The organism is Enterobacter sp. 6722112 (assembly GCF_058661685.1).
Map to the genome: position 1 here is coordinate 3,925,280 of NZ_JBZWGR010000007.1, position 25,215 is coordinate 3,950,494.

21 protein-coding genes are annotated in these 25,215 nt (G+C 56.6%); 14 read left to right on the forward strand and 7 right to left on the reverse strand.

Translation table 11 applies throughout. The annotated features are described in order from the left end of the window. Window positions 1-2: 2 nt before the first annotated feature. On the reverse strand, window positions 3-494 hold the full coding sequence (locus AC4OVU_RS20370; protein WP_047745740.1) for a PilN domain-containing protein: 492 nt from the start codon (window positions 492-494) through the stop codon (window positions 3-5). Continuing rightward, the gene (locus AC4OVU_RS20375; RefSeq protein WP_110292646.1) at window positions 494-1,267 is read right to left on the reverse strand and encodes a type IV pilus biogenesis protein PilM; all 774 of its coding nucleotides are present in this window, start codon (window positions 1,265-1,267) and stop codon (window positions 494-496) included. The genes AC4OVU_RS20370 and AC4OVU_RS20375 overlap by 1 nt, the downstream gene beginning before the upstream one ends. Window positions 1,268-1,387: 120 nt before the next feature. Here AC4OVU_RS20375 and mrcA point away from each other — a divergent pair, with 120 nt between their 5' ends. Beyond that, window positions 1,388-3,940: a peptidoglycan glycosyltransferase/peptidoglycan DD-transpeptidase MrcA gene (gene mrcA / locus AC4OVU_RS20380; protein ID WP_491928779.1), complete on the forward strand. Its 2,553-nt coding sequence runs from the start codon at window positions 1,388-1,390 to the stop codon at window positions 3,938-3,940. Window positions 3,941-4,034: 94 nt separating this feature from the next. Here mrcA and nudE read toward each other — a convergent pair whose 3' ends face one another. Next, a complete protein-coding gene (gene nudE, locus AC4OVU_RS20385) occupies window positions 4,035-4,595 on the reverse strand; it encodes an ADP compounds hydrolase NudE (RefSeq protein ID WP_003861622.1) in 561 nt (186 codons plus the stop codon). Between the two features lie 327 nt (window positions 4,596-4,922). Between nudE and AC4OVU_RS20390 the strand changes: the two genes are divergently transcribed. From AC4OVU_RS20390 to hslO, 4 genes are all read left to right on the forward strand, one after another. After that, window positions 4,923-7,061 carry an intracellular growth attenuator family protein gene (locus tag AC4OVU_RS20390; protein WP_017384151.1) on the forward strand — a complete coding sequence of 713 codons (2,139 nt, stop codon included), beginning with the start codon at window positions 4,923-4,925 and terminating at the stop codon, window positions 7,059-7,061. Between the two features lie 64 nt (window positions 7,062-7,125). Then, window positions 7,126-7,809: a GMP/IMP nucleotidase gene (yrfG, locus tag AC4OVU_RS20395; protein WP_000550486.1), complete on the forward strand. Its 684-nt coding sequence runs from the start codon at window positions 7,126-7,128 to the stop codon at window positions 7,807-7,809. Continuing rightward, window positions 7,806-8,207 (forward strand): ribosome-associated heat shock protein Hsp15, encoded by a 402-nt coding sequence (hslR, locus tag AC4OVU_RS20400; protein ID WP_017693863.1) that lies wholly within the window; start codon window positions 7,806-7,808, stop codon window positions 8,205-8,207. Before yrfG ends, hslR begins: the two co-directional genes overlap by 4 nt. 24 nt (window positions 8,208-8,231) lie before the next feature. After that, on the forward strand, window positions 8,232-9,110 hold the full coding sequence (gene hslO, locus AC4OVU_RS20405) for an Hsp33 family molecular chaperone HslO (protein ID WP_023304550.1): 879 nt from the start codon (window positions 8,232-8,234) through the stop codon (window positions 9,108-9,110). Between the two features lie 122 nt (window positions 9,111-9,232). Here the strand turns inward: hslO and AC4OVU_RS20410 are convergent, their stop codons facing one another. After that, window positions 9,233-10,945, reverse strand: a complete 1,713-nt coding sequence (locus AC4OVU_RS20410) for a DUF4153 domain-containing protein (protein WP_372670149.1) — start codon at window positions 10,943-10,945, stop codon at window positions 9,233-9,235. A 421-nt stretch (window positions 10,946-11,366) separates the two neighbouring features. Here AC4OVU_RS20410 and pckA point away from each other — a divergent pair, with 421 nt between their 5' ends. After that, on the forward strand, window positions 11,367-12,983 hold the full coding sequence (pckA, locus tag AC4OVU_RS20415; RefSeq protein WP_015571439.1) for a phosphoenolpyruvate carboxykinase (ATP): 1,617 nt from the start codon (window positions 11,367-11,369) through the stop codon (window positions 12,981-12,983). 93 nt (window positions 12,984-13,076) lie between these two features. Here the strand turns inward: pckA and envZ are convergent, their stop codons facing one another. Together envZ and ompR are read right to left on the reverse strand one after the other, a co-directional pair. Further along, window positions 13,077-14,423, reverse strand: a complete 1,347-nt coding sequence (envZ, locus tag AC4OVU_RS20420; protein ID WP_003861615.1) for a two-component system sensor histidine kinase EnvZ — start codon at window positions 14,421-14,423, stop codon at window positions 13,077-13,079. Then, window positions 14,420-15,139 carry an osmolarity response regulator transcription factor OmpR gene (gene ompR, locus AC4OVU_RS20425; RefSeq protein ID WP_001157751.1) on the reverse strand — a complete coding sequence of 240 codons (720 nt, stop codon included), beginning with the start codon at window positions 15,137-15,139 and terminating at the stop codon, window positions 14,420-14,422. The genes envZ and ompR overlap by 4 nt, the downstream gene beginning before the upstream one ends. Before the next feature lie 228 nt (window positions 15,140-15,367). Here ompR and greB point away from each other — a divergent pair, with 228 nt between their 5' ends. From greB to feoC, 5 genes are all read left to right on the forward strand, one after another. Further along, window positions 15,368-15,841: a transcription elongation factor GreB gene (gene greB, locus AC4OVU_RS20430; RefSeq protein WP_017384149.1), complete on the forward strand. Its 474-nt coding sequence runs from the start codon at window positions 15,368-15,370 to the stop codon at window positions 15,839-15,841. An 87-nt stretch (window positions 15,842-15,928) separates the two neighbouring features. Further along, window positions 15,929-18,259, forward strand: a complete 2,331-nt coding sequence (locus AC4OVU_RS20435; RefSeq protein WP_015571440.1) for a Tex family protein — start codon at window positions 15,929-15,931, stop codon at window positions 18,257-18,259. 319 nt (window positions 18,260-18,578) lie between these two features. Continuing rightward, window positions 18,579-18,806: a ferrous iron transporter A gene (gene feoA / locus AC4OVU_RS20440; RefSeq protein WP_015571441.1), complete on the forward strand. Its 228-nt coding sequence runs from the start codon at window positions 18,579-18,581 to the stop codon at window positions 18,804-18,806. A gap of 30 nt (window positions 18,807-18,836) precedes the next feature. Beyond that, a complete protein-coding gene (gene feoB / locus AC4OVU_RS20445; RefSeq protein ID WP_110292649.1) occupies window positions 18,837-21,155 on the forward strand; it encodes a Fe(2+) transporter permease subunit FeoB in 2,319 nt (772 codons plus the stop codon). 11 nt (window positions 21,156-21,166) lie between these two features. Continuing rightward, a complete protein-coding gene (gene feoC, locus AC4OVU_RS20450) occupies window positions 21,167-21,403 on the forward strand; it encodes a [Fe-S]-dependent transcriptional repressor FeoC (RefSeq protein ID WP_017384148.1) in 237 nt (78 codons plus the stop codon). Here feoC and bioH read toward each other — a convergent pair. Then, the gene (gene bioH / locus AC4OVU_RS20455; protein WP_047731219.1) at window positions 21,378-22,160 is read right to left on the reverse strand and encodes a pimeloyl-ACP methyl ester esterase BioH; all 783 of its coding nucleotides are present in this window, start codon (window positions 22,158-22,160) and stop codon (window positions 21,378-21,380) included. The two genes, feoC and bioH, sit on opposite strands and share 26 nt — an antisense overlap. A 36-nt stretch (window positions 22,161-22,196) precedes the next feature. Here bioH and gntX point away from each other — a divergent pair, with 36 nt between their 5' ends. The 3 genes from gntX (at window position 22,197) to gntT (ending at window position 25,136) form a co-directional block, all read left to right on the forward strand. Beyond that, entirely contained in the window at window positions 22,197-22,877 is a 681-nt protein-coding gene (gntX, locus tag AC4OVU_RS20460; RefSeq protein ID WP_110292650.1) for a DNA utilization protein GntX, read from the forward strand. Window positions 22,878-22,938: 61 nt separating this feature from the next. Continuing rightward, on the forward strand, window positions 22,939-23,514 hold the full coding sequence (gene nfuA / locus AC4OVU_RS20465; protein ID WP_003861601.1) for a Fe-S biogenesis protein NfuA: 576 nt from the start codon (window positions 22,939-22,941) through the stop codon (window positions 23,512-23,514). A gap of 305 nt (window positions 23,515-23,819) precedes the next feature. Further along, the gene (gntT, locus tag AC4OVU_RS20470; protein ID WP_017384145.1) at window positions 23,820-25,136 is read left to right on the forward strand and encodes a gluconate transporter; all 1,317 of its coding nucleotides are present in this window, start codon (window positions 23,820-23,822) and stop codon (window positions 25,134-25,136) included. Window positions 25,137-25,215 lie beyond the last annotated feature (79 nt).

Below are 25,215 nucleotides of genomic sequence, written 5' to 3' on the forward strand. Positions count from 1 at the left end.
TGCTACCTCCGGCTATGTAGTTGAAAAGAGAACATCCATCGCCCCTGGCTATCCTGTTGCATTTCGCCTGCCGGTCCGGGGTTAAATCCCGTCACCCTTTTCAGGGCATCGGTCATGGCGGAGAGCGCTGGCAGTGAGGTGGTATAGCCGGTCAGGGTCAGCGAGGGTGGCTGATAACGCAGCGCCGTCAGCCACGCCTGCCGGGGCATTGCGCTGGCAAGGGACTCCAGCGCAGGTTGCCAGGCCGGATCAGACGGCGGCGAATGGGTTTTCTGCCCCGCTGACTGCGGCTGACGGGCTCTCAATACTTTCTGTACCGCACGTGTCCCGGCCAGTTCGCTCTGCAACGCCTGTAACGCGAGAGTCTGCGTCGCCCGCAGGCTGATACTCCCCGCCAGCATCACCAGCCATGAGCCAGCAAACAGCAGCCCCCAGAAACGCAGGCGCTGATTACGTTGCTGCCGACGCCAGGGTAAAAGATTGGGCATGCTCATTACGGCGCCTCGCTCATGGCCAGCGCCAGGGCGACGGTGTAACCAGCACCGCATTCCGGCAACGGCGGCTGGCACAGCGTCACCGCTTCCCAGGGATCGCGGGCAGCATCAAACACGGCGATATCAGAAGGAGAAAGCGCAAGCAGCGCCGCCAGTTCATTCACCGTCGCCGCTTCTGTGGTATAGCGCCGCCCCCACTGGTGACGCATCGCCCATAGCCACTGGTGTTGATCTCTCCAGGCGACGCACCGGGCGGGGGCAACAGCAGAGAGAAGATTAGCCAGCGCGCCGGCATCCGGGGCGATTGCTGCCAGACGCAAACGCAGCGCGTTCGCCAGCGTCAACAGGGTATCGACCTCTCTGTTTTGCGCTGCGGTAACCTGAAAAGTGTTGCTGAACGTATCCTGCGCGTAGTCAAAACAGAGCGTATCGGCGGGCATCTCCAGCTCACGCGCTAATGCGGCGCCTACCCAGGTGAGCTGTTCGCTGTCACGCAAGGTAACGGATGGACGGGGCAACGCGCGTTGCAGAACGCGCGTCGCCGGAAATGAGAGAAATACCCGATGCGAGTGCGGCAATGTTTTCCGCCAGCCACGTAATGCGTTAACCAGCTGTTCTGGCTTAAGTATTTTGCCTTCCCCGATAACGACGTCCGACAGCGGCACCGCCCACCAGCGCCGTAAACGCCAACCGGCCCGCTCTCTGGTCAGCGCTACCGCAACCACCTTATCCTGTTGAATATGAACGCCTGTTTGCCACGTTTTAAAAGCCATGCTTCACGATCTCCTTATCGCCCGTCGGAGTGACGGCTATATCAATGAATCAGGCTTGCCTTTATACTACCGCGCGATTGTTTAGAAACTGCCCAGGCTAAACCAAATGGGAAATCTCCGGTGAAGTTCGTAAAGTATTTATTGATCCTTGCAGTCTGTTGCATTCTGCTGGGAGCAGGCTCGATTATTGGTTTGTACAAATATGTCGAGCCGCAACTCCCTGATGTCGCCACGCTTCGTGATGTGCGGCTTCAGATCCCTATGCAGGTCTATAGCGCCGATGGTGAACTGATGGCGCAATACGGCGAGAAACGTCGTATCCCTCTGACCTTAAATCAAATTCCACCCGTGATGGTGAAGGCTTTTATCGCCACCGAGGACAGCCGTTTTTACGAGCACCACGGTGTCGATCCGGTCGGTATTTTCCGTGCGGCAAGCGTGGCGCTGTTCTCCGGTCATGCCTCTCAGGGGGCAAGTACCATTACCCAGCAGCTGGCGCGTAACTTCTTCCTCAGCCCGGAAAAGACGCTGATGCGTAAGATCAAAGAGGTGTTCCTCGCGATCCGCATTGAGCAACTGCTGAGCAAAGACGAGATCCTTGAGCTTTACCTCAACAAGATCTATCTGGGCTACCGCGCCTATGGCGTAGGGGCTGCGGCTCAGGTCTATTTTGGTAAGCCGATCGATCAGCTCACGCTGAGCGAAATGGCGACCATTGCCGGCCTGCCAAAAGCGCCATCCACGTTTAACCCGCTCTACTCGCTGGACCGCGCCACCGCGCGCCGTAACGTGGTGCTGTCGCGTATGTTGAGCGAAGGCTATATCAGCCAGTCTGAGTACGATAAGGCGCGCAGCGACGTTATTGACGCCAATTACCATGCGCCGGAAATCGCCTTCTCTGCACCGTATCTTACTGAAATGGTTCGCCAGGAGATGGTGAGTCGCTACGGTGATAAAGCGTATGAAGATGGTTATCGCGTCTATACCACCGTGACCCGCAAGGTGCAGCAGGCTGCCCAGCAGGCGGTGCGTAATAACGTGATGGATTACGATATGCGTCACGGCTATCGCGGCCCGTCCAACGTGCTGTGGAAAGTGGGTGAAAGCGAATGGGACAGTAAAAAAATCACGGATTCCCTGAAAGCGCTGCCGACCTATGGCCCGCTGCGTCCGGCGGTCGTCACCCAGGCCGATCCACAGGAAGCGGTGGCGATGATGGCCGATGGCACATCCGTTTCGCTGCGCATGGAGGGTGTCCGCTGGGCGCGTCCATACCGTTCTGACACACTTCAGGGGCCAACGCCACGTAAAGTGACCGATGTCGTACAAACCGGACAACAAATCTGGGTGCGTCAGGTCGGCGATGCCTGGTGGCTGGCGCAGGTGCCGGACGTAAACTCTGCGCTGGTCTCCATCAATCCGCAGAACGGCGCCGTGATGGCGCTGGTTGGCGGGTTCGATTTCAACCAGAGCAAATTTAACCGCGCGACCCAGGCGCTGCGTCAGGTTGGTTCGAACATCAAACCGTTCCTGTATACCGCGGCGATGGATAAGGGGCTGACTCTCGCCAGCATTCTCAACGACGTGCCAATTTCCCGCTGGGATGCCGGTGCGGGCTCTGACTGGCAGCCGAAGAACTCTCCGGCGCAATACGCTGGCCCTATCCGTCTGCGCCAGGGCCTTGGCCAGTCGAAGAACGTGGTCATGGTTCGCGCGATGCGTGCGATGGGCGTGGATTATGCGGCAGAGTATCTGCAACGCTTTGGCTTCCCGGCGCAAAACATCGTTCATACTGAATCTCTGGCGCTCGGCTCCGCGTCCTTTACGCCGCTCCAGGTTGCGCGTGGCTACTCGGTGATGGCGAACGGCGGCTTCCTGGTCGATCCGTATTTCATCAGCAAAATAGAGAACGATCAGGGCGGCGTACTGTTTGAAGCGAAACCGAAAATTGCCTGCCCTGAATGCGATATTCCGGTGATTTACGGCGACACGCCAAAATCCAATGTCCTGGAAAACAAGGATATGGAAGATGTGGCGATCTCTCAGGAACGTCAGAATCTGGCGGTGCCGCAGCCTCAGCTGGAACAGGCCAATCAGGCGCTGGTCGCCCAGAGTGGCGCGCAGGAGTATGCCCCGCACGTGATCAGCACGCCGCTGTCGTTCCTGATTAAGAGCGCACTGAACACCAACATCTTTGGTGAACCGGGCTGGCAAGGCACCGGCTGGCGAGCGGGCCGCGATTTGCAGCGCCACGACATCGGCGGCAAAACCGGGACAACCAACAGTTCAAAAGATGCCTGGTTCTCAGGTTATGGCCCGGGGGTTGTCACCTCCGTCTGGATTGGTTTTGACGATCACCGCCGCGATCTGGGGCGCACGACCGCCTCTGGCGCGATTAAAGATCAGATTTCCGGTTACGAAGGCGGCGCGAAGAGTGCGCAACCTGCCTGGGATGCATACATGAAGGCCGTTCTCGAGGGCGTACCAGAGCAGCCGATAACGCCTCCACCGGGCGTGGTGACGGTGAATATCGACCGCAGTACCGGACAGCTCGCGAATGGCGGTAACAGCCGTGCCGAGTATTTCATCGAGGGCACTCAGCCAACCACGCAGGCAGTGCATGAGGTGGGTACGGAATTGATTGATAACGGCGAAACGCACGAGCTGTTCTGACGCCAACAAAAAAGCCGGGTGGCGACTACGCCTGACCCGGCCTACAACGTCAATGCAAAACGGCAACCTTCCGTTGCCGTTTTTAATGGTGGCGCTACAAACGCCCCTGCCCCTTCAGCCACTCCCGCACCAGGAACAGTGCGCTCACGTTGCGCGCCTCGTTAAAGTCAGGATCTTCCAGCAAATCCATCAGATGAGCCAGCGGCCAGCGAACCTGCGGTAGCGGTTCCGGCTCGTCTCCTTCCAGCGATTCAGGATAGAGATCTTCCGCGACAACGATGTTCATTTTGCTGGAGAAATAGGACGGCGCCATGCTCAGCTTTTTCAGGAACGTCAGCTCTTTCGCGCCAAAACCGACCTCTTCTTTCAGCTCCCGGTTTGCCGCTTCAAACACCGTTTCGCCCGGGTCGATCAGTCCTTTGGAGAAGCCCAGTTCGTAGGATTCTGTGCCCACGGCGTATTCACGAATGAGGATCAGGTGCTCGTCGACGATGGGCACAATCATCACCGCTTCACGCGAGGAGGGGCGCATACGCTCATAAACACGACGCACACCGTTGCTGAACTCCAGATCCACGCTTTCGACATTAAACAGACGCGATTTCGCGACGGTTTCAACATTCAGAATGGTGGGCTTTTGTAAGGGTTTGGTCATCTTGACGGGTCTTTGCTGGGTGAACTGGCTTTATTGTGCGATACGCCGCACGGTTTCGGCAATGTCAATTGCTCTTTATTTACATTTATGCAACGTAACTGTAGGCGATTCTCATTTCAAAACAAATGTCAAGAGGTTGAAATGTTTCCAGGAATTTGCTGATATCGCGCCGGAACAGGCTTTGTTATCATTACCGGTCACTGGGATGCGCGTCAACATGCTCAAGTTAGACTCCATACTTGCCGATAGCCGACCACAGAATCTCATTCATTGTACAAAAGGTGCGACTGACAACACCTGTAAGAAGATAAGTAAGATGGGGAAAGCATGAGCACCATTTTGATTTTTCTCGCTGCTGTGCTGGCCTGCGCGTCGATTGCGGTGTGGGTATTCAGGCGCCGCGTACATCGCCGTTATCGGCTGCCCTTTTTGAACGCGTTTGCCGGGGCAAACACGCGCAAGCTTTCGCCAGAGGAACGCAGCACCGTTGAGCAGTATCTCGACACGCTGAACCGATCCCGGCTTTCGCCTGGCCCTACCGGTGCCAGCGCCGCCCCCGTATCGCTCAACCTGAACGCCCAAAGTGACACCGTTCTGTGCGTAACGCGCTCCATTACCCGCTACGGCATTACAACCGACGATCCCAACAAGTGGCGTTACTATCTCGACTCTGTTGAAGTGCACCTGCCTCCCTTCTGGGAGCAGTATATTAACGACGAAAACAGCGTCGAGCTCATCCATACCGATACGCTGCCACTGGTTATCTCCCTCAATGGTCATACTCTGAGCGAATATGTTCAGGAAGCGCCACGCTTTGCGCTGGAACGCGCAAGCGGAACGCAGGCCTCTATTCGCGGTGAAGAGACTGAGCAGATCGAACTGCTGAACATCCGCCAGGAGACGCATGAAGAGTACGTCCTGAGCCGCCCGGATGGCATTCGCGAAGCGGTGTTGATTGTCGCCTCGTTCCTGCTCTTTTTCATCTGCCTGCTGACGCCGGACGTGTTTGTTCCGTGGCTCGCGGGTGGCGCAGTACTGCTTCTGGCCGCCGGGCTGTGGGGCATATTTGCTCCGCCGGCAAAAACGTCATTACGCGAAATTCACTGCCTGCGCGGAACCCCAAAACGCTGGGGACTGTTCGGTGAGAACGATCAGGAACATATCAACAATATCTCGCTCGGGATCATCGATCTTATCTATCCGCGCCACTGGCAGCCGTGGATTGCGCAGGACCTTGGCCACAAAACGGATATTGATATCTATCTCGACCGCCACGTTGTACGCCAGGGGCGCTACTTATCCCTGCACGACGAAGTGAAAAACTTCCCGCTTCAGCACTGGCTCCGCAGCGCGGTGATTGCCGGTGGTGCCGCGTTAATCTTCGTCATGCTGCTGCTCTTCGTGCCGCTGGATATGCCGATTAAATTTACCCTGTCGTGGATCAAAGGGGCGCAAACTGTGGAAGCCACCAGCGTACAGCAGCTCGAAGAAGCGGGTGTACGCGTGGGAGATACGTTGCGCCTCAAAGGCACCGGGATGTGTAATATCCACACGCCGGGCGCCTGGAACACGCGCCAGAACTCGCCGTTCGCGCCGTTCGACTGCTCTCAGATCATCTGGAATGACGCCTCTCCGCTACCGCTGCCGGAATCGGATGTGGTCAACAAGGCCACTGCGCTCACCCAGACGATTAATCGCCAGCTCCATCCAAAACCGGATGATGATTCTCGCGTCAGCCCTGCCCTGCGTTCGGCTATTCAGAAGTCGGGCATGGTACTGCTGGATGACTTTGGCGAAATCGTCCTGAAAACAGAGGATCTCTGTTCCGCCCAGGATGACTGTATCCGGCTCAAGAACGCGCTGGTCAACCTCGGCAACAGCAAAGACTGGGACGCGCTGGTGAAACGCGCCGAAGCGGGACGCCTGGACGGTGTGAACGTGCTTCTGCGTCCGGTCAGCGCCGAGTCGCTGGATAACCTGGTGGCGACCTCTACCGCCCCCTTCGTGATGCGTGAAACCACCCGTGCCGCCCAGGCGCTTAACAGCCCGGCGCCCGGCGGTTTTGTGATTGCCAGCGATGAAGGCAGCGACCTGGTGGATCAACCTTATCCGCAGGTTTCGCTGTATGACTATCCTGCCCAGGAGCAGTGGAGCGAATTCCAGCGTCTGGCGCAGATGCTGATGCAGACGCCATTCAGCGCGGAAGGGATCGTCACCACCCTCTTTACCGACGCCAACGGCACGCGTCATATTGGCCTGCACCGTATGCCGGATAGCGCTGGCCTGTGGCGCTATATAGGGACATCCCTGCTGCTGATTGCAATGCTGGCGTGCATTGTCTGGAACGGTTATCAGGCCGTACGCCGCTATCAGCGTTCCCGCACGCGGCTGGCAGAAATCCAGGCCTACTACGAAAATTGCCTGAACCCGAAACTGATCTCCTCTTCCGAGAGCCTGATCGGATAACGTCCCTGCGCGACAAGTTGTGCTACCCTGTCGCGCACGTTTCTTCTGGCTGGAGTTCCCCCTTATGCATCTTAATATCGACTGGCAGGCGGTCGATACCGTCCTGCTTGATATGGACGGCACGCTGCTTGATCTCGCCTTTGATAACTATTTCTGGCAAAAGCTGGTCCCGGAAACATACGGTGAACAGCAGGGGATCTCCCCGGCGGAAGCGCAGGAATTCATTCGTTCGCAATATAGCGCGGTGCAGCATACGCTAAACTGGTACTGTCTTGACTACTGGAGCGAGCGACTCGGTTTGGATATTTGTGCCATGACCACCGCCCAGGGCGCACGCGCCGTACTGCGCGACGATACGGTCCCGTTCCTGGATGCGCTGAAAGCCTGCGGTAAGCGCCGCATTTTGCTGACGAATGCGCATCCCCATAACCTGGCCGTGAAGCTGGAACATACCGGTCTTGCTTCACACCTTGATTTATTGCTTTCCACCCACACATTTGGTTATCCGAAAGAGGATCAGCGGTTGTGGCATGCCGTGGTGGAAGAGACCGGTTTACAGCCGGAACGCACGCTGTTTATTGACGACAGCGAGCCGATTCTGGATTCTGCGGCCGCTTTTGGCATTCGCTATTGTCTGGGCGTGACTAATCCGGATTCCGGCCTGGCTGAAAAAAGCTATCTGCGACATCCGGGGCTGAACGACTATCGCCGGATGATCCCCTCACTCACCGTGAAGGAGACGCCATGAAAGAAAAACCCGCTGATGGGGTAAGACTGGATAAATGGCTGTGGGCCGCCCGTTTTTACAAAACGCGCGCCCTTGCCCGTGAAATGGTTGATGGCGGAAAGGTGCATTACAACGGTCAGCGCAGCAAACCGAGCAAGCTGGTTGAACTGAATGCCACGCTAACGCTTCGCCAGGGCAACGATGAGAAAACGGTGGTGGTGAAAGCCATTACCGAGCAGCGGCGGCCCGCAACCGAAGCCGTTTTGCTGTATGAAGAGACGGCCGAAAGCATAGAGAAGCGCGAGAAAACCGCGCTGGCGCGCAAGATGAATGCGCTGACCATGCCTCACCCGGACCGGCGACCGGATAAAAAAGAGCGCCGCGATCTGATGAAATTTAAACACGGTGAGAGCGAGTAACCCTCACCTGCACGAGAGATGAAAATGGCCCAACACGACCAATTACACCGCTATCTGTTTGAACAATTCGCCGTGCGCGGCGAGCTGGTCACCGTATCCGAAACCTGGAAACAGATTCTGGAAAACCACAACTACCCGCTGCCGGTGAAAACCCTGTTGGGCGAACTGCTGGTTGCCACCAGCCTGCTGACCGCCACGCTGAAGTTCGCTGGCGATATTACCGTTCAGTTGCAGGGTGATGGCCCGATGTCGCTGGCGGTGATCAACGGCAATAACCAGCAGCAGATGCGCGGCGTGGCGCGCGTTCAGGGCGATATCCCTGAAAATGCGGATCTGAAAACGCTGGTCGGAAATGGCTACCTGGTTATCACGATCTCGCCTGAAGAGGGTGAGCGCTATCAGGGCGTTGTCGGTCTGGAAGGCGACACGCTTGCCGCCTGCCTGGAAGATTACTTCATGCGTTCCGAACAGCTGCCAACCCGCCTGTTCATCCGCACCGGTGAAGTGGATGGTCAGCCTGCTGCCGGTGGTATGCTGCTTCAGGTTCTGCCTGCGCAGGATGCGCAGACCAATGATTTCGAGCATCTGGCAACGCTGACGGAAACCATCAAAGCGGAAGAGCTGTTCACCCTGTCGGCGACCGACGTGCTGTGGCGTCTGTACCACGAAGAAGAAGTGACGGTTTACGATCCGCAGGATGTGGAATTTAAGTGCACCTGCTCTCGCGAGCGTTGTGCTGGCGCCCTGAAAACGCTGCCGGATGAAGAGATCGACAGCATCATGGCGGAAGACGGTGAGATCGATATGCACTGTGATTACTGCGGTACGCACTACGTGTTCAATTCCATGGATATCGCGGAGATCCGCAATAACGCCTCTCCGGCGGACCCGCAGGTTCACTAAGCTCTGAGCCTGTTGCCCGGCGGCGCTATGCTTGCACGGGCCTACAATGAATTGTGCAATTTTTTGATATGATTGCTAATTGTAGGCCGGGTAAGCGTAGCGCCACCCGGCAAGAAAAAGCACTAACGCCACTGCGCATTATTGTAACTGTCGTAGCTCATATCGACACGCTCCCCAAAAATCTCAATATCCGCCCAGGGCTTCACGACAGATTTCACTTTCCTCTGCCTTAATGCGCGGTCAAGTTCTTCTCTGGTCAACGCCTCCGGCATTTTCCACGCGTCCCCGGCGATCCTCCAGCCCGTGTTGGTTTGTGTGTAAGCCACGATCCTGCGATCGGTAAATTGAAATAGCACGGCTTCCGGCTTGCCGTCGCTGTTAAGATCCAGCGGCATGAGTAAACAGTTTCTCTGGGCGCTATCGCAGCTCTCAAAGCGATACTGATTGCTGAGCATGGCTCGCCACAATGCCTTATCAGGACGGGCCATTCCCGGTGCGAGCTGGATCTGTTTTTCCAGCATCGCGGCGGTCATCTTACCTGCTCCGCCAGCGTTCCCGGAGAGAAGACCATTTATTTCACGCTGGCGTTTTGGGTTTGAGATAAACTGTGGATCATTTTGCAGCATTTGCATCGCCTCTCGCCCCTTTCGTCCGGTATTGCTGAGCATATACAGGCTTACCTGGTCTGCGTTTATTCTGCCATCCTGATAACGCGCCATATGGCTTTCAACGCTGATACGCCAGGGATCAAGCACCGGTGTATAGACCAACACCAGGAAGATCAGCGCCAGTAATCCGGTAGCCGGAGTGATATGAGCCTGGAGCCTTTGTGGATCCCGACGGTAAAAAAGTACGCTAAGACAGAATCCTACCGTCCAGACCAGCGCCACTATCGTAATCAGCACACCGTACAGACGCTCCGGTGACCAGCCATACTGTGCGATGCGCAGCCAGAGCGCCCAGCCCGCCAGGACGGGATACGCAGGAGCGATAATCACGGCAAGATGAATCATTCCTCGCAGGGGAGAGAAGTAAGGCAGCTTTTGACGTTGTGGGTGCCATACGACAGTCACCAGCAATAACAGTAACAGCGCCAGCGTCGTCAGTAAGCCCGCAGCCGAGATCCGTGCTGAAACAGCCTCTAAGCCAACGAAGGGCAATATGCCTATAAAGAGCAGCGCCAGCGCAGCCATCAGTGGAAGCAAACCTGTCGCGATAAGCGTAAGGAGATTTTGCAATGCCAGAATCAGCCGAACCTGCATACGCGCAAGTACTGCCGCGCTGGCTGAAACCACACCAATCGCCACTGAAATAAACCAGTCAGAATTAAAGAAAAGCCGATCAAAAAAAGAGATGCCAATGAGTTTAAAAAGCTCAGCCCAGAGGAAAAGCACCAGCCAGAACAGCCCATTCGAGACAAAAACAAGAAGAAATGTCAGCGCGTTATGCCAGTTTTTATCGTTGAAATCGCGGTAGAAAGCGTCCGTCGGTGCGGTCTCAAGGCGTCGCTGAAGCCATGGCAACAGGAGAAGCGTCATCAGGAACAGATGAAAACCGAAAAGGAGCACCGCATTTCTGGTATCCCAGTTGTCCAGCCCCGCAACGCTCCACTTAAGCCAGCCGCCCATCCCCGCGACTGCCGCGCCAATCATCCCGAGTGACAGCCACAAAAATGGCTTTTTGAATGACGTCATGGCAAGCGACAATGTGGTTGTCATTACCACGGTGGCAGGTACTACACACATCAGCCACAGCGTATCCGATGGCAATTTTGCGTACTCGATATACCACGTGATTACATAGCAAATTACGCCCTGTAGAGCCCCCGCCAGCACGACGGCTACGCGCGTTGAAGGGGATAACGTCTCACGGTTTTCCATTTCTCATCCCTTGTTCATGAAAAATCTATTGTCTCATCAAAGCAAAACTCTGGCCCCCACCTCAAACTCTGAAAATAGCTGACCCAAGAGACCTGAATCGTTTTGCCAGTGTAACCCTTACGTAATTTTCTTACATGTATGCGATTACATTCACATTCTTCTGGATAAATTCACCAGAGATTAACCTTTTAAGAACATTTTCCCCATCCAAAAAGCGATTCCTGCGATAATCTGCCCGCCCTGTGACTGGAGTCGCAGCGTTTTCCGTTAGTAAGGGTTTTGACCAGATACGTAAATCTATGAGCCCCGTCGCGGTTAACATCCCCAGAAAAACCCTACAATTTCAGGCAGTACATATTGGCTAAGGAGCAGTGATATGCGTGTTAATGGTTTAACCCCGCAAGATCTCAAGGCTTATGGTATTCACGACGTCCAGGAAGTGGTCTACAACCCCGATTACGATACGCTGTATCAGGAAGAGCTCAATCCGGCACTGGAAGGATACGAGCGCGGTGTGTTGACGAACCTGGGTGCTATCGCCGTCGATACGGGTATTTTTACCGGTCGTTCGCCTAAAGATAAGTATATCGTCCGAGACGACACCACCCGCGATACGCTGTGGTGGGCTGATAAGGGCAAAGGGAAGAACGATAACAAACCGCTCTCCCCGGAAACCTGGCAGCATCTGAAAGGACTTGTCACCCATCAGCTTTCCGGCAAGCGTCTGTTTATTATTGATGCGTTCTGCGGCGCTAACGCCGACACCCGTCTCTCCGTACGGTTCATTACTGAAGTGGCCTGGCAGGCGCATTTCGTGAAGAACATGTTCATTCGTCCGACCGATGAAGAACTGCAAGACTTCACCCCTGACTTTATCGTGATGAACGGCGCGAAATGCACCAACCCGCAGTGGAAAGAGCAGGGTCTGAACTCCGAAAACTTTATCGCCTTCAACCTGACCGAGCGTATCCAGCTGATCGGCGGTACCTGGTACGGCGGCGAAATGAAGAAAGGGATGTTCTCAGTCATGAACTACCTGCTGCCGCTGCGCGGTATCGCCTCCATGCACTGCTCGGCGAACGTCGGGGAAAAAGGCGATGTAGCAGTGTTCTTCGGCCTTTCCGGCACCGGTAAAACAACGCTGTCCACCGATCCAAAACGTCGTCTGATTGGCGACGATGAACACGGCTGGGATGATGACGGCGTGTTTAACTTTGAAGGCGGCTGCTACGCGAAGACCATTCGCCTGTCGGAAGAGGCAGAGCCGGATATCTACCACGCGATTCGCCGCGATGCGCTGCTGGAAAACGTCACCGTGCGTGCCGATGGTTCTATCGACTTCGACGATGCCTCGAAAACGGAAAACACCCGCGTCTCTTACCCGATCTACCACATCGAGAACATCGTCAAGCCGGTATCGAAGGCGGGTCATGCCACGAAGGTGATTTTCCTGACCGCGGATGCGTTCGGCGTGCTGCCACCGGTTTCCCGCCTGACCGCCAGCCAGACGCAGTACCATTTTCTCTCCGGCTTTACCGCTAAACTGGCGGGTACCGAGCGCGGTGTGACCGAGCCAACCCCAACCTTCTCCGCCTGCTTCGGCGCGGCGTTCCTGTCGCTGCACCCAACGCAGTACGCGGAAGTGCTGGTGAAACGCATGCAGGCATCCGGCGCCCAGGCGTACCTGGTGAACACCGGCTGGAACGGTACGGGCAAACGTATCTCCATCAAAGATACACGCGCCATCATCGACGCGATTCTGGATGGTTCGCTGGATAACGCTGAGACCTTTACGCTGCCGATGTTCGATCTGGCGATCCCAACAGCGCTGCCGGGCGTGGATACGCGTATCCTGGATCCGCGTAACACCTACGGTTCACCGGAACAGTGGCGTGAGAAGGCTGAATCGCTGGCGAAACTGTTTATCGAAAACTTCGAGAAGTATACCGACACCCCGGCCGGTGCTGCGCTGGTGAGTGCGGGACCAAGGTAAAAGCAAAAAGGCAACGAAAGTTGCCTTTTTTAATGTTTTCTCCCTCTCCCCGTGGGAGAGGGCCGGGGTGAGGGCATCAGGCCCCCCCCTTTTTTAACTCTCTTTCACCTGCCCCCGTAAAACCGGCACCGGTAACCACGCACGAATGCTCAAACCGCCCCGCTCGCTGGTGCCAATTTCCAGCAGTCCGTTATGGTTATCAACAATACGCTGCACAATCGCCAGGCCTAAGCCGGTTCCGCTGGTGCTGCGCGCGCTGTCGCCGCGCACAAATGGCTGGAACAGGTGCTTACGCTGCTCAGGCTTAATGCCCGGACCATCGTCTTCCACCTGGAACCAGGCGCGGTTGAGTTCCGTACCGCTGCTGACTTTGATCCAGCCGTTGCCGTACCGCGCCGCGTTAACCACCATATTCGCCACCGCGCGTTTAATGGAGAGCGGGTGCATACGTACCTGAATCTCACCTGCCTGAAGGTCGGTCGCAATTTCACGTTCGTAGCCGCTTTCGGCGGCAACCACTTCGCCCAGAACCGCATTCAGATCCGCCATCTCCATCGGCATCTCCTGCCCGGTGCGCAGGTAGTCGATAAACTGCTCGATGATAGCGTTACACTCTTCGATATCCTTGTTGATGGACTCTGCAAGATAACCATCCTGCTCGCCCATCATCTCTGTTGCCAGCCGGATACGCGTCAGCGGGGTGCGAAGGTCATGGCTGACCCCCGCCATCAGCAGCGTACGGTCGTCCGCCAGCTGTTTAACGCCTGCCGCCATGTGGTTAAACGCACGCGTTACCGAGCGCACTTCCGATGCGCCATACTCACGCAGCGGCGGTGGGATAATACCTTTACCGACCTGCAATGCCGCATGCTCCAGGTCGACCAGCGGTCGGTTCTGGATACGAATAAACAGCCATGCGCCACCGATGGCCAGCAGCATGATCGCCAGGGTGTATCGGAACAGCGGCGAGAAGTCGCCCTGATGAATCTCGGTGAGCGGAACGCGCACCCAGATGTTGGGTGACAGCCAGGTTTTCAGCCAGACAACCGGCGAGCTTTTATTGACCTCAACGCGCACTTCCGTCGGGCCGCCAAGCTGCTGCGCCATCTGCTGGCTAAGGAATTCATAGTGCTGCGCCCAGCGCAGGCCGGCATCTTCCGCCGCTTCGTTCGAGTAGAGAGAAATGCCCAGCTCACGGTAGATTTCCCGACGGAACGCCGGGGGAACAACCAACTGCGTGCCGTCCTCCAGTTGCAGTTTGTCGGTCATCAGCATACGCACTTCGTATGCCAGCACCTTATTAAACTGCTGAAGGCTCGGCAGGATTGCAAAGTTCAGCACCACCAGGTAGGTCGTCACCAGACTGACAAACAGCAGGGTGACGATCAATAACAGCGTGCGGGCAAACGAACTTCGCGGCGAGAAGCGCATTCGCCTCATGCTTTAGAGCCGTCCGGAACAAACACGTAGCCTAGACCCCACACGGTCTGAATATAACGAGGATGCGCCGGATCTTCTTCCACCATGCGGCGCAGACGAGAGATCTGCACGTCGATAGAACGCTCCATCGCGGAGTATTCACGACCACGCGCCAGGTTCATCAGCTTGTCACGGGAGAGCGGCTCACGTGGGTGGCTGACCAGCGCTTTCAGCACCGCGAACTCACCGCTGGTGAGCGGCATTGGCTCATCTTCACGGAACATTTCACGGGTGCCGAGGTTCAGCTTGAACTTACCGAATGCAATGACGGCCTCTTCCTGAGATGGCGCGCCCGGCAGCTCGTTCGCCTGACGACGCAGCACGGCGCGAATACGCGCCAGCAGTTCACGCGGGTTGAACGGCTTTGGAATGTAGTCATCAGCGCCGATCTCAAGGCCGACAATGCGGTCAACTTCTTCACCCTTCGCCGTCACCATGATGATCGGCATCGGGTTGCTCTGGCTGCGCAGACGGCGGCAAATAGAGAGCCCGTCTTCGCCAGGCAGCATCAGGTCCAACACCATCAGGTGGAAAGATTCACGCGTCAGCAGACGATCCATCTGTTCCGCGTTCGCGACGCTACGAACCTGGAAGCCCTGCTCGGTCAGATAACGTTCCAGCAGCGCACGCAGGCGCATGTCGTCATCTACGACCAGAATTTTGTAGTTCTCTTGCATTGTGTGTACTCCCAAAGGTTCGGATAAGCCTGGAACAGCGTATTCTAAAAAAGTGCACGGGTTCGACCAGCAAATTCTGGTATAAATTCTAGACGAAATTGTTACAAAGCATATTTAACAGCAGCTTATCTGTTCATTTCATCACATAAATCATTATTAATCTTGTCTGTTACACTGTGCGCTACGTATTGTGCGCAAAGACAGTTAACCGGCATTAAAGACTGCACCATGAAAACGCCTCTGATCACCCGTGAAGGGTACGAGAAACTCAAAAAAGAGATGGATTACCTGTGGCGCGAAGAGCGTCCGGAAGTGACCAAAAAAGTCACCTGGGCAGCAAGCCTGGGCGACCGCAGCGAGAATGCGGACTACCAGTACAATAAAAAGCGGCTGCGCGAAATCGATCGCCGGGTACGCTACCTGACGAAGTGCCTCGAGAATCTCAAAATTGTCGATTACTCCCCGCAGCAGGAAGGTAAAGTCTTCTTCGGCGCGTGGGTCGAAATTGAAAACGACAGCGGCGACACCCTGCGTTTTCGTATCGTCGGCTACGATGAAATTTTCGGTCGTAAGGATTACATTTCTATCGACTCACCCATGGCCCGCGCCCTGCTGAAAAAAGAGGTAGGCGATTTAGCCGTTGTCCAGACGCCTGCGGGTGAAGCAAGCTGGTACGTCAACGAAATCGAGTATGTTAAATAGTCCGAGAGCGCCCTCCCCGGCTGGCATTTTTTGGTGTCAGCCCGTATAACTATCCCCCTGATTTTCGATCCACAAGATGAACTGACCATGATGAAAGAGTCGCTCTGCCGCATTATTGCGGGTGAACTTCAGGCCAGAGCCGAACAGGTAGAAGCTGCCGTTCGCCTGCTTGATGAAGGGAACACCGTGCCGTTTATTGCACGTTATCGTAAGGAAGTCACCGGCGGTCTGGATGACACGCAGCTGCGAAACCTGGAGACCCGTCTGGGCTATCTTCGCGAGCTGGAAGACCGACGTCAGGCGATCCTCAAATCTATCGGCGAGCAGGGCAAGCTGACCAGTGACCTGGAAAAAGCCATTAACGGTACCCTGAGTAAAACCGAGCTCGAAGACCTCTATCTGCCGTACAAACCGAAGCGCCGCACGCGCGGGCAGATTGCGATCGAAGCCGGCCTTGAGCCACTGGCCGATCTGCTGTGGAACGAGCCGTCTCACGATCCGGAAACCGAAGCCGCCAAATTTATCGACGCCGATAAAGGCGTAGCGGACACCAAAGCCGCGCTGGACGGCGCGCGCTATATTCTGATGGAGCGCTTCGCCGAAGACGCGGCGCTGCTGGCCAAAGTGCGTGATTACCTGTGGAAGAACGCGCATATCGTCTCCACCGTGGTGTCCGGCAAAGAGGAAGAAGGCGCGAAATTCCGCGACTACTTCGATCACCACGAACCCATTTCTACCGCGCCGTCTCACCGCGCGCTGGCGATGTTCCGCGGCCGTAACGAAGGCGTGCTGCAACTCTCCCTGAATGCCGATCCACAGTTTGACGAGCCGCCAAAAGAGAGCCACTGCGAGCAGATCATTATCGACCATCTGGGCCTGCGCCTGAACAACGCCCCGGCGGACAGCTGGCGCAAAGGCGTGGTGAGCTGGACCTGGCGCATCAAGGTGCTGATGCACCTCGAAACCGAGCTGATGGGCACCGTGCGCGAGCGCGCCGAAGACGAAGCGATCAACGTCTTCGCCCGTAACCTGCACGACCTGCTGATGGCGGCGCCAGCTGGCCTGCGCGCCACCATGGGTCTCGATCCGGGTCTGCGTACCGGCGTGAAGGTGGCCGTGGTTGACGGCACCGGCAAGCTGGTTGCCACCGACACCATTTACCCGCACACCGGTCAGGCAGCGAAAGCGGCTGTCGTCGTCGCCGCGCTGTGCGAGAAGTACAACGTTGAGCTGGTTGCCATCGGTAACGGTACGGCGTCCCGAGAAACTGAACGTTTCTATCTCGACGTGCAGAAGCAGTTCCCGAAAGTGACGGCGCAGAAAGTGATCGTCAGTGAAGCGGGGGCATCTGTCTATTCCGCCTCGGAACTGGCAGCGCAGGAGTTCCCGGATCTGGACGTTTCCCTGCGCGGCGCGGTCTCTATCGCCCGTCGTTTGCAGGATCCGCTGGCGGAGCTGGTGAAGATTGACCCGAAATCCATCGGCGTGGGCCAGTATCAGCACGACGTGAGCCAGACGCAGCTGGCGCGTAAGCTGGATGCGGTAGTGGAAGACTGTGTTAACGCCGTTGGCGTGGATCTGAACACCGCTTCCGTGCCCCTGCTGACCCGCGTGGCGGGCCTGACCCGTATGATGGCGCAGAATATCGTCGCCTGGCGTGATGAAAACGGTCAGTTCCAGAACCGCCAGCAGCTGCTGAAGGTGAGCCGTCTGGGGCCAAAAGCATTTGAGCAGTGCGCGGGCTTCCTGCGCATCAACCACGGCGATAACCCGCTGGATGCCTCTACCGTTCACCCGGAAGCCTATCCGGTTGTCGAGCGTATCCTGGCCGCCACCCGGCAGGCGCTGAAAGACCTGATGGGCGACAGCAGCGCGCTGCGTAACCTGAAAGCGGTGGATTTCACCGACGAACAGTTCGGCGTGCCGACGGTCACCGACATCATCAAAGAGCTGGAAAAACCGGGCCGCGATCCACGCCCTGAGTTTAAAACCGCGACCTTTGCTGAGGGCGTAGAAACCATGAACGACCTGCTGCCGGGCATGGTGCTGGAGGGGGCGGTAACCAACGTCACCAACTTTGGCGCATTTGTGGATATCGGCGTGCATCAGGATGGTCTGGTGCATATCTCTTCCCTCGCCGACAAGTTCGTTGAAGATCCGCACACCGTGGTCAAAGCGGGCGACATCGTGAAGGTGAAAGTGCTGGAAGTGGATCTCCAGCGCAAGCGTATTGCCCTGACCATGCGTTTGGACGAGCAGCCGGGCGACACTAACGCGCGCCGTGGCGGTAATGGCGGTGGCCGTGAACAGCAGCGTCCGGCAGCGAAAGCCGCGAAGCCACGCGGACGTGACGCACAGCCGGCGGGCAACAGCGCGATGATGGATGCGCTGGCAGCGGCGATGGGTAAGAAACGCTAATGCTGTAAATGCCCGGTGGCGCGACGCTTACCGGGCCTACGGTTTTGTAGGCCGGGCAAACGCAGTGCCGCCCGGCAAGCAGGCCGCAGGGAATTAAAATAAATATGTTGTATCCATATTTAAACCACGAATTATCACCTCATTAACAAATAGCCCTCTTTTTATTTTCACCTCAATTTCGAAAATATTGAGCAAGGTCAAGCAGACCGCAAATTAATACGATTAACAACATCCCGTCACATTTTTATTATTGCTGATAAAAACTATTCTCATTATCATCGCAGTGTAGATTATTTAACCTATCGTGGAATCAGGCGCTATGCAATTCACTCCAGACAGTGCGTGGAAAATTATCGGTTTTACCCGTGAGATAAGCCCGGCCTATCGGCAGAAGCTCCTGTCACTGGGCATGCTACCCGGCTCATCATTCCAGGTTGTGCGCGTTGCGCCGTTGGGCGATCCAGTTCATATCGAAACCCGACGCGTTAATCTGGTTCTGCGTAAAAAAGATCTCGCATTAATTGAAATTGAATCTTTATCCCGTTAACAAGCCAGCGGTTTCAGTGAGTCTACTACAATGAAAAAATTAACTATTGGCTTAATTGGCAATCCTAATTCCGGCAAGACAACCTTATTTAATCAGTTAACTGGCGCACGCCAGCGTGTGGGAAATTGGGCAGGCGTGACGGTTGAACGCAAAGAAGGCCAGTTCACCACGACAGATAATCAGGTCACGCTGGTTGATTTACCGGGGACCTATTCCCTCACCACGATTTCATCCCAGACCTCTCTCGATGAGCAAATTGCCTGCCACTATATTCTGAGCGGCGACGCGGATCTGCTTATCAACGTGGTGGATGCCTCTAACCTCGAACGAAATCTGTATCTCACGTTACAGCTGCTGGAGCTGGGTATTCCCTGCATCGTGGCGCTTAACATGCTCGACATCGCGGAGAAGCAAAAGCTGCGCATCGACGTCGATGCCCTCTCCGCCCGTCTGGGCTGCCCGGTGGTTCCGCTGGTTTCCACCCGCGCTCGCGGCATTGACGCCCTGAAGCTGGCGATTGACCGCCACACGGGCAATGCCGACGTCGAACTGGTGCACTACGCCCAGCCGCTGCTGCGCGAAGCCGGGCAGCTGGCGCAGGAGATGGATAACAGCATGCCCGCCAGACAACGTCTGTGGCTTGGCCTGCAAATGCTGGAAGGCGATATCTACAGCCGCGCCTACGCAGGCGATGCGGCGGATAAGCTGGATGTCGCACAGGCTCGCCTTAGCGACGAGCTGGATGACCCGGCCCTGCACATTGCGGATGCGCGCTATCAGGCCATCGCCGCTATCTGTGACGTGGTCAGCAATGCATTAACCGCTGAACCCAGCCGCTTCACCGCCGCCGTGGATAAAATTGTGCTCAACCGCTTCCTCGGTTTACCGATCTTTTTACTGGTGATGTATGTGATGTTCCTGCTCGCCATTAACATCGGCGGTGCATTACAACCTATCTTTGATGGCGGCTCTGTCGCTATCTTCGTGCACGGTATTCAGTGGCTGGGCTACACCCTCCACTTCCCGGAATGGTTGACCATCTTCCTTGCGCAGGGGATCGGCGGCGGGATCAATACCGTCCTGCCGCTGGTGCCGCAGATCGGCATGATGTACCTGTTCCTCTCCTTCCTTGAGGATTCCGGTTACATGGCGCGCGCCGCCTTCGTGATGGACCGCCTGATGCAGGCGCTGGGGCTGCCGGGCAAATCCTTCGTGCCGCTGATTGTCGGCTTTGGCTGTAACGTGCCGTCAGTCATGGGCGCGCGTACGCTGGATGCCCCGCGCGAACGCCTGATGACCATCATGATGGCGCCGTTCATGTCCTGCGGCGCGCGGCTGGCGATCTTCGCGGTCTTTGCCGCGGCGTTCTTTGGTCAGGAAGGAGCGCTGGCCGTCTTCTCCCTGTATGTGCTGGGTATCGTGATGGCTATTCTCACCGGCCTGATGCTGAAGCACACCATCATGCGTGGCGAAGCGTCGCCGTTCGTGATGGAACTGCCGGTTTATCACGTTCCGCATCTGAAAAGCCTGATTATTCAGACATGGCAGCGCCTGAAGGGCTTCGTTCTGCGCGCCGGTAAGGTGATTGTGGTGGTCAGCATTTTCCTGAGCGCCCTGAACAGCTTCACTCTGAGCGGCCAGGCCGCGGACAACATTAATGACTCTGCCCTGGCCTCCGTCAGCCGGATCATTACGCCGGTCTTCAAACCGATTGGCGTTCAGGAAGACAACTGGCAGGCAACCGTGGGCCTGTTCACCGGCGCGATGGCAAAAGAGGTGGTTGTCGGCACCCTGAACACGCTTTACACCGCGGAAAACATCCAGGAAGAGGAGTTTAATCCGACAGCGTTCAACCTCGGCGATGAACTGCTTGGCGCGGTGGAAGAAACCTGGCAGAGCCTGAAAGACACCTTCAGCCTGAGCGTACTGGCGAACCCGATTGAAGCCAGCAAAGGCGACGGCGAAATGGCGACCGGAGCAATGGGCGTGATGGGCCAGAAATTTGGCAGCGCGTCGGCGGCCTACAGCTACCTGATCTTCGTCCTGCTCTATATTCCGTGCATCTCGGTCATGGGCGCCATTGCCCGTGAGTCCAGCCGCGGCTGGATGGGCTTCTCCATTCTGTGGGGGCTGAACATTGCCTACTCGCTGGCGACCGTGTTTTATCAGGCCGTCAATTACAGCCAGCATCCGCGCTACAGCCTGGTCTGTATCCTCGCGGTGATCCTGTTTAACGTGATGGTGATTGGCCTGCTGCGCCGGGCGCGTAGCCGCGTTGACGTTAACCTGCTGGCAACGCGCAAAACCCCGACGACCTGCTGTAGCAGCCCTGCGGGCGACTGTCACTAAGGGGAAGAAAGATGGCATCGTTGATTCAGGTTCGTGACTTACTGGCGTTACAGGGGCGAATGGAGGCGAAGCAGCTCAGCCTCAGCCTGCATACGCCGCAGCCGATGATCGATGCCATGCTGGAAAGGCTGGAGGCCATGGGGAAAGCCGTGCGCATTCAGGAAGAGCCGGACGGTTGTCTGTCCGGCAGTTGTAAGAGTTGTCCTGAAGGTAAAGCCTGTCTCAGGGAGTGGTGGACGCTTCGCTGATAAAACCGGACAGCGCCGAACAAAACTCAGCAGGATGAGAGATGAACGGCGCATGTGCCGCTTTGGCAACCACCATTGATTTACTCTCCGGCCACAGCGCATCCAGCAGCGGAACCACCTTGCGCGGAACCAGTCCATCCAGATAGCCATAAATACGCAGATGTGGCACCGTTAACGACGCCAGCGGCTCGCGCAGATCGGCCGTTTTCAGGATCTCCAGCCCTCCGTTCAGCACCTCAACCTCCGGCATCGGCAGAGAAAGCACCGTCTGCTTCAGCGTCCGCGCATCCTGACGGGCGGTTTCTGTTCCCATCGTCTGTAATGCCAGGAAACGCTCCACCGTCCGCTGGAAGTCTTCGCTCAGCTGATGCTGGAACCCGGCCAGCACCTCAGGTTTGATGCCCGGCCACGCCTCGCGGGCGCTGAAACAGGGTGATGAGGCAACGGTGATCAGCGCCTGGACCCGTGCAGGATGGTGCAGCGCAATCTGGCTTGCCACCAGCCCGCCCAGGCTCCAGCCGAGCCAGACGGCTTTTTGCGGCGCCGCTTCCAGAACCTGCTCCGCCATGTCGTCGAGCGTCATCGCGCCGTAGCCGTGGCTGCGGCCATAGCCCGGTAGATCCACCAGGTGTACCGTGAATTGCGAGGCCAGTTCCTCACTTATGCAACGCCACACTTCGGCGTTCAGTCCCCATCCGTGCAGCAGCACAAGATGACAATTTCCCGTCCCAACGGTCTGCCACCACAGCGTCTTCATCAGTTAACGTTCTCTTTTTTCACATGGAGGTTGCGTATGCTAACAGTGCCCGGCTTGTGCTGGCTATGCCGAATGCCACTTGCGATGCGCGCGTGGGGCGTCTGTTCCGTTTGCACGCGAGCACTGGGTTACCTGAAGGGCTGTCCGCAATGCGGCTTGCCTGCCGTAAGCCAGACGCTCCCCTGCGGCCGTTGCCTGAAAAAAGCGCCGCCGTGGAGCGCGCTGGTGGCGGTAGATGATTACGTTTTGCCGCTGAGTCGTCTGGTTCATCAGTTTAAGTTTTCCAGCCAGACTGCACTGGCGCAGCCCCTGGCACGCCTGTTGTTACTGGCGGTATTACAGGCGCGAAGAACGCGCGGGCTGCCGCCGGTCGACACGCTTGTGAACGTGCCACTGTTTCAGCGTCGGCACTGGCGGCGGGGATACAATCAGAGCGACCTGCTGTGCCGTCCGCTCGCCCACTGGCTGGGTTGCCGGTACCCAGCCTCTGCGCTGAAACGTACTCATGCCACTGCCGTTCAGCACCGGCTCAACGCCCGGTCGCGCAAAAGGAACCTGAAAAACGCCTTTCGCCTTGAATTGCCGGTCAACGGCCTCCATATCGCGATTGTGGATGATGTCGTCACCACGGGCAGTACCGTGGCTGAACTTTCCCGACTGCTTTTGCAAAGCGGCGCCGCGTCAGTTCAGGTATGGTGTCTGTGCCGTACCTTGTAGCCCTTCTTCAATGGGCGTATGATTATACCCAGGTAATTTAGTCAACTATTAGGCCAAAGCTATGATCCGTATTTCCGATTCTGCACAAGCGCACTTTGCCAAACTGCTGGCAAATCAGGAAGAAGGGACGCAGATCCGCGTGTTTGTGATCAATCCAGGCACTCCGAATGCAGAATGTGGTGTCTCTTATTGTCCTCCGGATGCTGTGGAAGCAACTGACACTGCCCTTAAATTTGAACAGCTCACCGCGTACGTTGATGAGCTGAGCGCGCCGTATCTTGAAGATGCGGAGATTGATTTCGTCACTGACCAGCTGGGTTCTCAGCTGACGCTGAAGGCGCCAAACGCGAAGATGCGTAAAGTCTCTGACGATGCCCCGCTGATGGAGCGTGTGGAATATCTGCTGCAATCGCAGATCAACCCGCAGCTGGCCGGCCACGGGGGACGTGTTTCCCTGATGGAAATCACCGAAGATGGTCTGGCGATTCTGCAATTCGGCGGCGGCTGTAACGGCTGCTCCATGGTTGATGTAACCCTGAAAGAAGGGATCGAGAAGCAGCTGCTGAACGAATTCCCGGAACTGAAAGGCGTGCGCGATCTGACCGAGCACCAGCGCGGCGAGCACTCTTACTACTGATTCAGTACCCGTCTGTATTGCCCGGTGGCGCTGCGCTTACCGGGCCTACTTTTTCTTGCCTCCCCCTCTGTATGTTGACCTGCGTCTCATAATTCAAATTTTGCCTCCCTGGGTGATTCTCAATCACCGCATGTTACCCGTATCATTCTCGTGGGCACTCAACACCCTTATAACAGCCGACTAAACTTAACGTTTTCGCAGGCATCAGTATGAGTGCCGTTAACACTCTGTTCCCAGTTGGGACAACCGGAATTTGTCGTTGAAACAATGACGTTACCCATAACAATTCAAAGGCCAGGTCAATCATGCCATTAGTCATCGTCGCTATCGGTGTTGTGTTATTACTGCTCTTGATGATCCGCTTCAAAATGAACGGATTTATCGCTCTGGTTCTGGTGGCACTTGCAGTCGGTCTGATGCAGGGAATGCCGCTGGTTAAAGTTATCAGCTCCATTAAAGCCGGTGTCGGCGGTACGCTCGGCAGCCTGGCGCTGATCATGGGCTTCGGCGCCATGCTCGGTAAAATGCTCGCGGACTGCGGTGGCGCACAGCGTATTGCCACCACGCTGATCGACAAATTTGGTAAGAAGAACATTCAATGGGCGGTGGTGTTAACCGGTTTTACCGTCGGTTTCGCGCTGTTCTATGAAGTGGGCTTCGTGCTGATGCTGCCGCTGGTGTTCACCATCGCCGCTGCCGCCAACATCCCGCTGCTGTTCGTGGGTGTGCCGATGGCTGCGGCGCTGTCCGTCACCCACGGTTTCCTGCCGCCGCATCCGGGCCCAACGGCTATCGCCACCATCTTCCATGCCGATATGGGTAAAACCCTGCTGTTTGGTACGATTCTGGCGATCCCGACGGTGATTCTGGCAGGCCCGGTGTATGCGCGCTTCCTGAAAGGCATTGATAAGCCTATCCCGGAAGGGCTGTACAGCGCCAAAACCTTTACTGAAGAAGAGATGCCAGGCTTTGGCGTCAGCGTCTGGACCTCACTGGTACCGGTGATCCTGATGGCGATGCGTGCCATAGCAGAGATGGTTCTGCCGAAAGGTCACGCGTTCCTGTCCGTTGCGGAGTTCCTGGGCGACCCGGTGATGGCGACGCTGATTGCGGTCCTGATCGCCATGTTCACCTTCGGTCTTAACCGTGGTCGTTCCATGGATCAGATCAACGACACGCTGACCTCTTCCATCAAAATCATTGCCATGATGCTGCTGATCATCGGCGGTGGCGGCGCGTTCAAGCAGGTGCTGGTCGACAGCGGCGTGGATAAATACATCGCGGCCATGATGCATGAAACCAACGTCTCCCCGCTGCTGATGGCATGGTCTATTGCCGCGGTGTTGCGTATCGCGCTGGGCTCTGCGACCGTTGCGGCGATTACCGCGGGCGGTATCGTTGCGCCGCTGATTGCGACCACGGGCGTCAGCCCTGAGCTGATGGTTATCGCGGTTGGTTCCGGTAGCGTGATTTTCTCCCACGTGAACGATCCGGGCTTCTGGCTGTTCAAGGAGTACTTCAACCTGACCATCGGTGAAACCATCAAGTCCTGGTCCGCGCTGGAAACCATTATTTCGGTGTGCGGTCTGGTCGGGGTGCTGCTGTTGAATATGGTGGTTTGATGTATTAAGTCGGGTGGCGGCTATGCCTTACCCGACCTACTTAATGCACGTAGGCCCGGTCAGCGTTAGCGCCACCGGG

Coding starts and splice junctions, on each gene's coding strand:
- AC4OVU_RS20370 (WP_047745740.1), bottom strand. CDS start 494: ATGAGCATGCCCAATCTTTTACCCTGGCGTCGGCAGCAACGTAATCAG.
- AC4OVU_RS20375 (WP_110292646.1), bottom strand. CDS start 1,267: ATGGCTTTTAAAACGTGGCAAACAGGCGTTCATATTCAACAGGATAAG.
- nudE (WP_003861622.1), bottom strand. CDS start 4,595: ATGACCAAACCCTTACAAAAGCCCACCATTCTGAATGTTGAAACCGTC.
- AC4OVU_RS20390 (WP_017384151.1), top strand. CDS start 4,923: ATGAGCACCATTTTGATTTTTCTCGCTGCTGTGCTGGCCTGCGCGTCG.
- yrfG (WP_000550486.1), top strand. CDS start 7,126: ATGCATCTTAATATCGACTGGCAGGCGGTCGATACCGTCCTGCTTGAT.
- hslR (WP_017693863.1), top strand. CDS start 7,806: ATGAAAGAAAAACCCGCTGATGGGGTAAGACTGGATAAATGGCTGTGG.
- hslO (WP_023304550.1), top strand. CDS start 8,232: ATGGCCCAACACGACCAATTACACCGCTATCTGTTTGAACAATTCGCC.
- pckA (WP_015571439.1), top strand. CDS start 11,367: ATGCGTGTTAATGGTTTAACCCCGCAAGATCTCAAGGCTTATGGTATT.
- envZ (WP_003861615.1), bottom strand. CDS start 14,423: ATGAGGCGAATGCGCTTCTCGCCGCGAAGTTCGTTTGCCCGCACGCTG.
- ompR (WP_001157751.1), bottom strand. CDS start 15,139: ATGCAAGAGAACTACAAAATTCTGGTCGTAGATGACGACATGCGCCTG.
- greB (WP_017384149.1), top strand. CDS start 15,368: ATGAAAACGCCTCTGATCACCCGTGAAGGGTACGAGAAACTCAAAAAA.
- AC4OVU_RS20435 (WP_015571440.1), top strand. CDS start 15,929: ATGATGAAAGAGTCGCTCTGCCGCATTATTGCGGGTGAACTTCAGGCC.
- feoA (WP_015571441.1), top strand. CDS start 18,579: ATGCAATTCACTCCAGACAGTGCGTGGAAAATTATCGGTTTTACCCGT.
- feoB (WP_110292649.1), top strand. CDS start 18,837: ATGAAAAAATTAACTATTGGCTTAATTGGCAATCCTAATTCCGGCAAG.
- feoC (WP_017384148.1), top strand. CDS start 21,167: ATGGCATCGTTGATTCAGGTTCGTGACTTACTGGCGTTACAGGGGCGA.
- bioH (WP_047731219.1), bottom strand. CDS start 22,160: ATGAAGACGCTGTGGTGGCAGACCGTTGGGACGGGAAATTGTCATCTT.
- gntX (WP_110292650.1), top strand. CDS start 22,197: ATGCTAACAGTGCCCGGCTTGTGCTGGCTATGCCGAATGCCACTTGCG.
- nfuA (WP_003861601.1), top strand. CDS start 22,939: ATGATCCGTATTTCCGATTCTGCACAAGCGCACTTTGCCAAACTGCTG.
- gntT (WP_017384145.1), top strand. CDS start 23,820: ATGCCATTAGTCATCGTCGCTATCGGTGTTGTGTTATTACTGCTCTTG.